Annotated in this window: 7 protein-coding genes; 1 reads left to right on the top strand and 6 read right to left on the bottom strand. The window is 44.7% G+C overall.

Translation table 11 applies throughout. From position 1 onward, the window contains the following. The first annotated feature begins 7 nt into the window (after window positions 1–7). The gene (locus tag XZ46_RS10750) at window positions 8–1,339 is read left to right on the top strand and encodes a dicarboxylate/amino acid:cation symporter (protein ID WP_008050415.1); all 1,332 of its coding nucleotides are present in this window, start codon (window positions 8–10) and stop codon (window positions 1,337–1,339) included. A gap of 7 nt (window positions 1,340–1,346) precedes the next feature. Here XZ46_RS10750 and XZ46_RS10745 read toward each other — a convergent pair whose 3' ends face one another. From XZ46_RS10745 to XZ46_RS10720, 6 genes are read right to left on the bottom strand one after another with little or no spacing between them, the layout of a single operon-like run. Further along, on the bottom strand, window positions 1,347–2,135 hold the full coding sequence (locus XZ46_RS10745) for an aspartate/glutamate racemase family protein (RefSeq protein WP_008050413.1): 789 nt from the start codon (window positions 2,133–2,135) through the stop codon (window positions 1,347–1,349). Window positions 2,136–2,171: 36 nt separating this feature from the next. Next, window positions 2,172–5,420: a COG1470 family protein gene (locus XZ46_RS10740; protein WP_008050412.1), complete on the bottom strand. Its 3,249-nt coding sequence runs from the start codon at window positions 5,418–5,420 to the stop codon at window positions 2,172–2,174. 49 nt (window positions 5,421–5,469) lie between these two features. Beyond that, window positions 5,470–7,779 (bottom strand): hypothetical protein, encoded by a 2,310-nt coding sequence (locus XZ46_RS10735; RefSeq protein WP_008050411.1) that lies wholly within the window; start codon window positions 7,777–7,779, stop codon window positions 5,470–5,472. A gap of 50 nt (window positions 7,780–7,829) precedes the next feature. Beyond that, window positions 7,830–9,251, bottom strand: coding sequence for a PDC sensor domain-containing protein (locus XZ46_RS10730; protein WP_048895050.1), 1,422 nt, complete (start codon window positions 9,249–9,251; stop codon window positions 7,830–7,832). Then, window positions 9,238–10,599: a hypothetical protein gene (locus XZ46_RS10725; RefSeq protein ID WP_008050399.1), complete on the bottom strand. Its 1,362-nt coding sequence runs from the start codon at window positions 10,597–10,599 to the stop codon at window positions 9,238–9,240. The genes XZ46_RS10730 and XZ46_RS10725 overlap by 14 nt, the downstream gene beginning before the upstream one ends. Continuing rightward, window positions 10,596–11,633: a phage tail protein gene (locus tag XZ46_RS10720; RefSeq protein WP_008050398.1), complete on the bottom strand. Its 1,038-nt coding sequence runs from the start codon at window positions 11,631–11,633 to the stop codon at window positions 10,596–10,598. The genes XZ46_RS10725 and XZ46_RS10720 overlap by 4 nt, the downstream gene beginning before the upstream one ends. Window positions 11,634–11,648 lie beyond the last annotated feature (15 nt).

Raw genomic sequence — 11,648 nt, 5'->3', positions numbered from 1 at the left:
ATAAAATATGAATTTTTACAGCGTCTCTAAGCAGTTAATTAAAATCCTACAAAATCCCTGGTCGATTGTTCCTTCTATCCTTCTGGGTTTATATATTGGCATTGTTCATAAAGATATTGCCTTGTTGTTAACCCCGTTGGGAGAACTATATCTAATTCTCCTCAAAATGTGCGTTTTACCGTTGTTATTTTCAGCCATAACAATGAGTGTGGGTAAGCTGATTTCTAGTCATGAAGCCAATAAATATGTGAAACGGATTTTAATAGCATTTTCGGTGAGTTTATTCGGGGTTAGTATCATCGGCGCAACAGCCGCATTTTTAACTAATCCTGGGGGTAATTTAGAGGATTCTACCCTCGCAGCTTTGGGGGTAGTTGTGAATACTTCTGAGTTAGATTTTGAGTTATCTTTGACGGGTAAAATTATCGAAAATAGGGAAGAATCACTGCTGATATCTTTTTTGTTTAACTTAATTCCTGAGAATATTTTTGCCTCTCTAAGCCAGGGTAATTCTCTGGAAATACTATTTTTTTCCATTGTATTTGGTATCGCTATGGGATATTCACAATCACCCGCCAAGGAGGATGTATTTAAGATTTTAGAAACCTTATTTAATACATCCAAAAAGTTAATTGATTGGATTATTTTATTCCTCCCTTTTGGTTTGTGTTTCCTGTTGGCTTCCCAAATGGCAACTACTGGTTTTGGGATTTTGGTAGCTATGCAAAATTTTGTAGTGATTGCCATTGTAGCTTTTATAATTATATACATTATCAGTACCCTGGTAATTTGGCATAAGTCTGGCTATGGTTTTGGTCAGGTTTTGATGGTCTTAAAAGAACCGACAATTTTAGCTTTAGCAACTCGTAGTAGTTTTACCTGTTTACCTTCTGCTATTTCGGCTTTAGATGAACACTTAAACTTCGATAAACAAACAGTTAATTTAGTCATTCCCCTAGCGATAACGGTGTGTCGATTTGGTCCGGTGGCCTATTTTGCGACAACTTCGGTGTTTGTGGCGCAACTCTATAACTATGAATTTAACCTGTCGAGTTTTGTAATTATCATTATCGCTTCTATTTTAGCAGGAATGGCCACGGCGGGGGCGACAGGAATTTTAACGCTGACCCTGTTGGATCTAATTTTAAAACCTTTAGGATTACCCCTAGAAGCTATACTGGTATTATTAATTGCGATCGACCCTATTATTGACCCTTTCCGAACTTTAACTATTGTACACACGGGAATAGCAGCGACAGCAGCGATCGCTGATACTCACCCTCTACCAACTGAGACAACCAGAACCTTAGCGCTTTCTCAAGATACTACTATCGAATAATTGGTAACTATTTAAGGGGACTTGATATTTCGGGAATATTCTCATAGCCAAATGCTAAATCTAATGTCAAATTAGCCAGAATTTCCAAGGGATCTATTGCTATTAATGAAGTTTTATCCAGTAATTTTAAGGCTACAGAAATCTCTGTACATCCAGCAATTAATAATTCTGAACCTTGTATTTCAAGCCATTTTATAGCGGTTTCTAAGATGTGAATAGGGGGGGGCAAAATTTGAACTCCTGTGGATTTAATCCCCCAAATTGGATGGTAAATAGCATTCATAATATCTTGCTGTAATTCCGAGTTTAAAACCGGGGCGATCGCTGTCAATCCCGCCGCCGTTAAACTATCCTGATAGAGATGGGCTTGTAAAGTGCCATCGGTAGCCAAAATTCCCACGCGATTAAGTCCAGGATAATGGAGTTTAATAAATCTAACTGTCTCCTGCATAATATGAATCCAGGGAATATTTAACTGAGACTGTACCAGATTATAAAATCCGTGGGAAGTGTTACAGGTAATCACCAAAAAATCTGCCCCAGCCACTTCTAATATTTTACCATATTTGACCAACCAAGGCACACAACTTGGCTGATTTCCTAGTAAACTTTGGGTGCGATCGGGAAGGTCTGTAGCATTAATTAAAAACCAAATCGGGTGTTGGCGATCGCCACAAGCACCGCGAGTGGAATTTAAAGCCAGTAATAGCCGTTCAAATTCTATATGTGCTAAAGGACCCAATCCGCCAATAATTCCGGGGATAGCTTGTTGTTGAAAGATAGGTTGATTGTTCATTGAAATCATGTAATAATTAGGAATAAAGACATTTAATTATGGCGGTGGGTTATCAATCAGATCCCAAGGATTAGATTCTAGTTCAGGAGAAAAGGGTGTTAATTGTCTACCTGATGGGGTGTCTGAATCGGGGGTGTCTGAATCGGGGGTGTCTGAATCGGGGCTGATCAAAGGTGCAGGTTCTGGTTGAGGAAGAAGCACCCTTTCAATCAAAATTGAACGTTGAACCTGTTTCCCGTCAGTATTAGTGACTCTGAGAGTCAGGGTATCTTGTCCAGACTGAGGCGCAATGGGATAGGTCAAATTTCCACGGTTAGGAACCACACCTGGAACCGGGAGTAACTCGGTTTGTAGGTCGCCACTACCACTAACTTCCCATGATAAATTCAAAGGTGATGGAGAAGTTTCAGGGTCTATAATAACGACATATTTTAGGGGAGCATCCTCACCATTAATTTGAAAATTATTGATTTGAGGAGGAGCAACGGGGCGTGGTCGGATACGAATGCGATCGCTTTTAACAGATGTGGCATTGGCGGCTAAATTACTCTGATTAACAGGTATTAACTCAAAGATATAATCTCCGGGTTCTTGGGCGGAAGTGGGAACATTACGACAGGTAAGCTGTTCAGCATTTAACTGGCAGTTATTCTGAAGAACTGGGGGAATACTACCATTAAAAGGATAGAGAACTTCGGGAACTGTGACAATTCCCTCTGGTGAGCGCCCGATGATCCGAACACCTAGTAAATGTTGAGGATTTTTGATGTTCCAATTTAAACGAATAGGATTTGTCCCCGTCTGAGAGTTGGATGTTTCTGCCTGAAAATTGGTAATTTCTGGGGCTAATGGTGGTTGAATAGCGATCGCATGAATTTGTCGAGATGGCTCTGTTTCGGCCAGGTGGGAACGCTGAATAGCTGTCAACTCAAAATTATAGCGTCCTGGGTCTGGTAGTGAGATCGCGATATTATCGCAAACCAATTGTTTCCCGGTAACTTGGCATTTATCTTGTAAGGCCTGGGGAATTTGTCCATCAAAGCGATATGTAATCTTGGGGAAATTAACCAACCCTTCCGGGGATAAACTCCGTAACTCCAACTGTTGAAGTTGTGCGGCATTATCAATCACCCATTGAAACTCAATTTGTTGCTGTTCACCAACGCGATAAGTAGCTTTGCGGGAAGCAAAAGTAGTAATCCGTGGCGGTGGTGGCGGTTCCCACACAATGGGGTCAGCTTTGCGACTGTCGGCTACCTCTGCGGGGGAGTCCGAAGAAATGACCTGTAATTCAAAAATATAAGTGTCGGGTTTTTCCAATTGTAGCGATAACCCCCGACAGGTCAAAATCCCATCCCAATCAACCTGACAGGGACCGAGTAAATCTTCGGAAAATTCATCAGGACTGACAGTATAGGTTTTCTGGGGAAAATTAACGAAGCCATCAGGAGAGCGACCCACCAATGTTAAGGTTTCGACTTGCGCGCCATGGAGAACCTGAAAACTCAATTGTGCGATCATTGGCTCGGGGTCAGAGAAAAAACCACTGTTAGGAAGGCTGTTATTGTTGGCGCGCGGATTATCAACCTGTTCTGGTGGCAATTCTCGGCGCTGCTGACTACTTAATCTGGCTGTGAAATTGGTAATTTGGGGAATAGGTAGAGGTTCAATCCTAATTAAACTGGTCTTTGCTAATTGAATCTTGTCAATATCCTGTTTAGGAAACAACCTTAACTCAAAAATATACTCTCCGGGACGACGAGCATCAGTGCGAATGTTGTAGCATCGCAATACCTGTTCTAGGGTACACAAAGAAGCCAACTCATCGGGAATACCCCGACTAAAATCATAGGTAACGGCAGCACTGGAAATACTACCATCAGGAGATTTGCCAACAATTTCTATAGCACGGATTTCCCGAGTCGGCGGTCCAATTACCCAACCCAAATAAATAAAATCGTCATTAGCGGCGGCGTAGTTGAGGGACTCGGATCTAAACTCTAAAATCCGAGGGGGGGTGGGAGGCTTAAAAAAAACGGACCAGATCGCGAAAATCAAGGCAGCGATCGCTCCGAGTCCCAGCAAACAGGCAACCAACAACTGCCACCAGGGGCGAGGCTCCCAAATTAGAGTACCATTGATACGATCTTGAGGGAGGGGTAAGCGGTGCAAATCTTGGGGTTCCAAATAAAACTCAAATAGCCGTCCCCGTCCCCACCAAGGTCTGTACCACCAGTGTTTTGGCATGACCTCGACAGACATTTCCACACTCTCCTCTGGGAGTAGCCGAAACTCATCTGGCATCAGAGTATACAGACAATTTTCTACCTCTCCCTCTTCTCTGGGATTAAACCGCAGTTGGCGATCGGTATTACCTCGGTTTTGGATTTGCAGTTGAAACTGTCCGCTTCCGCTGCGAATGCGACCCACGATGGTCTGTAGATCCCACACCAAATCATAGTTAGGCTTAATGTGAAAGTGGAGGATATCCAACAGGGCTAAATCAGGAAGATTTTCCGAGTTCAGTGACAAGGTGATGGCATATCGCCCCCCATGAACGTCCACGGGTAGGTTTAACTTTAACTTAATCTCTCCGATCGCCCCAGGATTGAGGGCTAAACTATCAGTGACGACTACTAAACCCAAATCATTCAAGCCTTCTGGGTATTCGATCTCTACCCATTCGGGGGGGACATCGGTACAGTGCAACCGAAACCGATCCACTCGCCGCGTGCGGTTATTGACTATTACACTGACGGTTAACGGCTGTCCTGGTATGGCGATCGCTGGTTCAGTTGATGTGGTGTGTGGTATCAGGCTAAAAGTGGGATCATCGAGTTGCACCGCTGACGCTAATTGTGGGAGTACCTGAAGATTAGCTTGGTGGTGGATGGGGGTATCTTCTGGGTAGTGTAATGGTGCATCTACAACGAGCAAGTAACTATAAATTCCGGGAGTCGCCTGGGGGGGAATAGGACATTCAAAGACTACTTCCGCACTCTGCTGAGGACTTAGGGCTAATCGTTGTTGAGGCGTGCGACACCATTCCCATACTGATGCAGAGGTTTGATCAATATAAAGGTCAATAATCGCACCGATAATACCCTGATTAACTACGGTGATATGCAGCTCGAAGGTTTCCCCTGCGGATATAGCAAAATCCCCAGATGGGTTGGCAATTAGGGTTAGGGATTTTCCCAAAGTCGGCAGGTCGGGTTCCAGAACCCCCTCGACGATTTGGTTAGGTTGTTGTCGGCCGTTATATGAAAGTTCTGTACTGCTCATGGCTCAGTCAATCAAGAATAATAGATAATTAATAGTTGTTCTACCTGTGCTAATTACAGAGAGTGGCAGGTTGTTGAATGCGGTGAAGGTTAACTTGGTGATCTCTACTTCCTGTGATCATGTGGAGGTAGGAGCCAATGGCAATCATATCTAGACTGTTTTTTGGGTAACGCGATCGCGCGATCGCCTCACCCGCGAGATTTTGGGTAGATCGCTCTCCAGAGCGCTGCAATAGCCACAGCATAACCTCTCCGTCATCTCCGGTACTGGCTAAATAGCAGCCATTAGCGGTCAAAGCTAGAGAACGGATGGGCTGGCCCCCGTGAGCTTGCCACTGATCTATAATTTGACAAGTGGCGGACTGGTTGGTTAAGCATTCTCTGAGATTCCAGAGACTGATGGAACCGCGATCGTCTGCTGTAGCCAGCAAAAAAGGTTGATCTGCTGCTGTAGCTAGAGAGGTGATGTATTCATCTTGTCCCCCTGCTGGGTAGGGAACAGTTCGCAACCCTTCATTACCGCCGGTGGTATCCCAAAGCACCAATTGGTTATAGCGACCAGCGATCGCCAGAGTTTCCTGTCGTGGCCCTACGGGGGCGATATCATAAATAGCGAAATCAAATTCCTGAATTAACTGAGGTTCCTCAACATTAGTGAGATTTACCGTGGGTCCCACATACCATTGCAAGATTAAACCGCTGCCGTGGGCGCTGAATAAATACTGGGAATTTTGACTATAAGCCAAAGCCATGACCCGATCATCCCGGCGATAGGACAGGGAGCGCCGGGGGCTGTCAGTGGAGCGGAGCAAGTCCCAAATCTGAATTTCGCCGTTTTCCAACCCCACAGCCACCTGATCATTATCCACAGGGCGATACAAACCTGTGCGCCCCGCTTTCCCCAAATTCCGCAACCAACCGTTATGTCGCAGTCTATTTCCCTGAACCCGCCACCCCCGCAGAGTCTGGTCATTGGAGGTGCTAATCGCCATATCCCCCAAACCGTTAAACCTAACCACATTGACGGGAGCAGTATGGTAGTTAAGCCGGAAAGCAGCATACAAAAACCACCAAATACCACCTAAAATCAGTAGTGCGATCGCCACCTGTAACCACCGGGGAATAATGGGTAACAGTCTCAACTCCAGAATTGGCAATGGTTGTGGATGCTCACTGTCGGAACCATAATCCTCTGAAGGTCTGGTCGTCGTCAATTCATCAATTCCCCCTACCCTAGGGGAAATTTTGGTTTCTAACCTTTGGAGTGGGTCGGTTAACTCCCCTGTAGGTCTGACCGCCAGAGAACCAGCCCCCACTTTGCCTTCCCAGCCTACTTCAATGGTCTGTGTTCGACCCAAACCCCACCAAGGTCGTTTGCTATAGGCGAGAAGTTCCACAGTTTGGATTTCTCCAGGCTCCAAACTTACCTGTTCGGGAATAATCGAAAACTCATTGATAATCGGATCTTGGGTCTGGGGATTGTTGATAATTTCTACGGTTCCCCCTTGGGGATAATTAGAATTATTGGTAAATTCCAATTGGTAAACTGCGGGATCTATACCCCACTGAGGTAGCCATGGCCGAAGTGCTGGTTGTCGTTGCTGTTTAGGAAAAGCGTCAAATTCTAAGGTTCCTGTGGGTAAAACCTCTATACTGCCAGTACAGGAGGCTTCTGTGGTTGTCCTCGCGCTCAACTGACTGAGGCTTGAACCGGCCCCTACGGGTGAATTATGGTTAGCTGAAACACACCTAATGGTAAAGGGATAGACTCCCGCTAGAGCTTGTAAAATTTCGGGAACTTTGCAGGTAAAGGAGTAATTCTGACTCTGCTGGGGGGGAAGGTTGAGGGGGGTTTGATTATCCAACAGCAACCATTCCCGCTTAGGGCTAATAACCGATAAAATTAGAGCGATCGCCTTTTGACTGTTATTGTGGATACCGACTAAAATTTCCACTTCGTTATTGGGCAGAGTCTGAATGTGGCTGGTGGGGAGTTCCACTCGAAAGGGACATTCTCCCAATCCCTGCATAACATTCAGCCTGAGAATGTGACGTTCTTCCTTCCCAAGTTCCAGGGAAAATACTTTCACTGTGAGATTAACTAACCCCACAAATCCGGGAATTGGCGATCGTAGCACTTTTACCTGAAACTTGGTTTGGTCCCCTGGTGGTTTTTTGCTACAGACTTCCGGTGTAACTTGATACCAAAGCCATTGGCGATCGGATTCGACTCCTGCGGCTGATATCTCTAGTTGAAAGCTACTCATGAATTGACTGTCATTGATCACCACCACATCAAATGTAGTACCCTCTCCAGAAGGGTCTAGGGTTAATTCCTTAGTAGAGATATCTGTGTTCATGATTCACGTTATCAGGTCGCTAGAAGAATTGATAATTGCTGGTGGCACTGCTACACGCGGTTTTGTCTAGCCTGTCTGGCTCGCTCCATCAATTCCTGAAAGCGCACAGTAGGATCAAGGTTTTGATGGCTCGCGCGTCGCCATTGTTCTTGCTGGCGATGCAATTCCACTAACTCCTCGCTCATGCTTTTCTCACGAGCCTGGACAATTGCTGCCATTTCCACAAAGGCTTGACCCAATTCGGCCATTTCATCAGAGCGCGAAATAGTAGATTCAAGCATTTCTGGGTCGAAGGAATTAGCTTTGATAGCTTTCGCTCCCGCGTGTAGATTATCGATGGGTTTGATAATCCACCAAGAGGCGATCCCCCCCAGTGTAATCGCTACCACCGTCACACCCAAGCCGATAATCATCGTAAACCGAAGGTTGTTATAAATCAGTTCCATAAAATCGGATTCGGGAATCACCACAACAATTAGCCAATCCAAACCCATACTTTCCATGGGAGTCACCTGTAGCAATTGGCGTTCACGATTCAATCGAAAGCGAGAGGAAATCGGTTGTTGAATTTGGTTCAGGCTTAACTCAGTATCGAGTAAGTGTTGGACTGTAGAGCGGATCACCGGTTCTTGACTTTCGAGGGCGAGTAATCGTCGTTGTTGACCATTTTCATTCAAAAAGGGTTGTTCGTCTGTAGAACTGGCTACTAAATTTCCGGCGCGATCCATAATAAATGCGATACCCTGGGGGCTGATTTCCAAACTTCTCAAAAAATTGCTGAGGTCTTTCAAGCCCAAGTCAATACCCACAACTCCCATAGTATCACCTCCAGGACTTTTAACTGGAATTGTTGAGGTCATTCCTAGTTCTAATGTGGAGCCAAAAATATAAATGGGACTCCAACTTATTTCACCGATTTCTAGAGATGATCTGTACCAAGGGCGCTGTCTAGCATCGTACTGGGCTTCTAAGGTTCTGATTTTTTCGGCACGAACTCCGGCTGAATCAAGCTGATAAACACTTCGACCGGCAGCTTCGGCGGCATTTCCAATAACCAATGCTTGGGTTCCATCAGGCTGCTTTTGAACACCGAGAAAATCCCCGGTTTCAGTTCCTAGATAAATGTAATATAACCCATCGATAGCATCAACCTGATCATGAAAATAGCGGGTTAATAGTTCCCGATTATTGATATCAATTAAGTTATTTTCAATCGTGATCAGGTTTATGGTATTGACTATTTCTGGAACTTTCAGGTAGTTATCTATGTGTTTTTCAATGGAATTTATCGATTTTTGGCTCAATTCTGACATGAGACTATTGACAGCTTTTCTGCCACTATAAAAAGCTAAAACTCCTGTGGTAATGGTAGCCCAAAGCAAGGGTAATACTACTAATGCGGGAATGAAATGTCGGATAGAAATAAATTTTTTCATGGCTTTTCTTGGGGTTAAATTACTAGCTAATTGCATTTATTTGACTGTTGGACAAATGATAATTTTCCGAGGCAAAATTAAGAATATTAATCCCTAATTCTTGGGCGCTGCGGATGGTTTCTCGGGATAATCCCTGATGACTATTTAACCCCCAACCCGAAGACAGACAGCCTATGGATATAATAATTTTGCCCCAATTTATCAGTCGGGTTGGCTCTCCATTAATTATTGGTAATTCATCAAATAAAAACGGATGGATTTTAATCGGGTCTTGAGCCGATATGGGTGCAATACTCGATATATTAATCCCCAGATATTGATAGGCTATATTTTGCAGAGGCTCTAAGGAGGATTCTAGGCGGTTTTGAAGTTCAGATTCACAGATAGTTAATTCTGAGGATAATTCCCTTCTGAATTCGGAAACTTGGGCAAATTGAATATCATTCAGAGCCTGTTTAAGTTCGCCGATCGCTGAATTAATATCAGCAATATTGACTTCGACCGATGAGGCTTCAATCAACAGTATGGTGCCTCGATCGCTGTAATATTTGAGATGATTGTATTCTGTTTCTCCCCAAGACAGCATCTGAGAATATCTCATATATAGCAAGCTATAGTCTCGCGGAATATCAGCCACCTGGGAAGTTAAGGTGATTTCTTCAACTGGTTCAGCATCCATAGTCATCGGTGCTAAAACTGAAAGCGATCGCAATAGATAAAATAGATTCTCCCCTACATAAAAATCTTCAGCAGTACCCTGTAAAACCCCTACCCGTATCCGAGTTTTTTGGGAGCGCGGTCGGACTCGCACCCGGTATCGTAAATCCAACTCATTTACATCAGGAGAAAAAACATCTGTGGCGGGTCGAATTTCGGTGAAATTAGCAGAAATAGCGATCCGACACAGTTCGATTTCCTGGGCTGAGGGGGGGGTATTTTTTTCATCTATCCTAAAACTTTCTGGCACCAATACTTGCTCTGACGCACGGTAGAGGGTTTCCGGATCCACATAGCGGAGAACTAAATAAACAGTAATTGGTTCTGTCCGACACTCGGAGCTAATCCGAAACTCGATAGGGCGATCGACAATAATCGGATTTCCGGTCAAATCGATGGCAATTCCCGGTTGAATTTGCACCCAGCGATTATCTCGATATTGGGCAGATATACTCTCTGGGGCATCGATTACACACACCCCTAACCCCCTAACTATCCCCGGTTGGTAAAGAGATTGATAATGGAGATTTTGTCGCGCTCGGTGGTATTCGTGCGATTGTCGCCAACGCTGGGCATTTAACAGCAATCCATCGTCAACTATCAAACGTTGGAGGGGATAAATTTCTGGCGGCGGGTAATCAGAGGAATTTCTCTCAGTGATGATCATATATTATTGTCCGAATCTATTTTTAGGTCATAAGTGCAGAAGGCTGGTGTCTGTGCTTCAATAACAGTGCGAACCAATTTCTCGTCAATAGTATCAGGATCGCACAGCAGGCGGACCTGAAAGTGAAAAGGTTTGCCACCGCCTAAAATGGTATCTATACCCAGATAGGAGCTGCCCATGACCGCCCCCTGGGTAAAGTTTTCCAGAATTGAAATGTGTTTGGACGCTTCCGGCAAATCTTCATCAAGAGGTAAACCAGTTACGAGGTGTAGGTAAAACCGCAGCCCCCGCCTAGTTCCCGAAGCACGATAAATCTCTAAAGCGTGGCGAATTAAACGGCGTTGCTGTTGGAGACTCAGAGTTGGGATGTTCTGCCAACCAACCCAGTGGGCTAAAAATGGCAACATACTTTCAGGGGCGGTGAGGGGATCTAGGTAGGCCCAGAGATGGCCAAATATTTGCAAATCTGGGTCGAGAGTGGTTTCAATAATTTTCAGGAATCGACCGACCAAATCGATTTCCCGATAAATTTGCGGTAGTAGGTTGATATATGGCGATCGCGGTCGCACAAATAGGTCAAACTCGATAAATTCCAAAAGTGGCTCATTGGTGTCCGACTGGTTATTAACATAACTGCCATAAACATTAAAGCGACCAGAATAGTTGAGTTGCAGTCCCTCGGTATTCATAGAAAGCTCCTCTGTCTCGAAAAAATTGCGATCGACTCCAAAAGAGAGAACTACTGACCGCCGTTCTCCGGGTGACAGCACGGCTTCGGGAAATTCACTCCTACCCCAGTGGTGGGGAAAATTCCCCGACAAGCTACAGGTGAGATGTAATGGCTGGGTATCTAAGTTTTCCAGGTCAATGACGATTTGGCTGGTTTCTCCAGGAATGAGTTGGATCGCGGGACTTCTGCGGTCCAGTTCAGAGAAAGTACCATTAAATTCAGATAACTGAGCGGGTTCTGTTTCGGGAAAGTCGATCGAGACAATATCTAATAGGACAGATTGTTGATCAGGAACTAGAGCCATAATTCAGATAGCATC

This window comes from Limnospira indica PCC 8005 (assembly GCF_000973065.1).
Classification (GTDB): Bacteria; Cyanobacteriota; Cyanobacteriia; order Cyanobacteriales; family Microcoleaceae; genus Limnospira; species Limnospira fusiformis.
The sequence above is the reverse complement of the archived record's forward strand: the minus strand, read 5'-3'. Positions and strand labels throughout refer to the sequence as shown.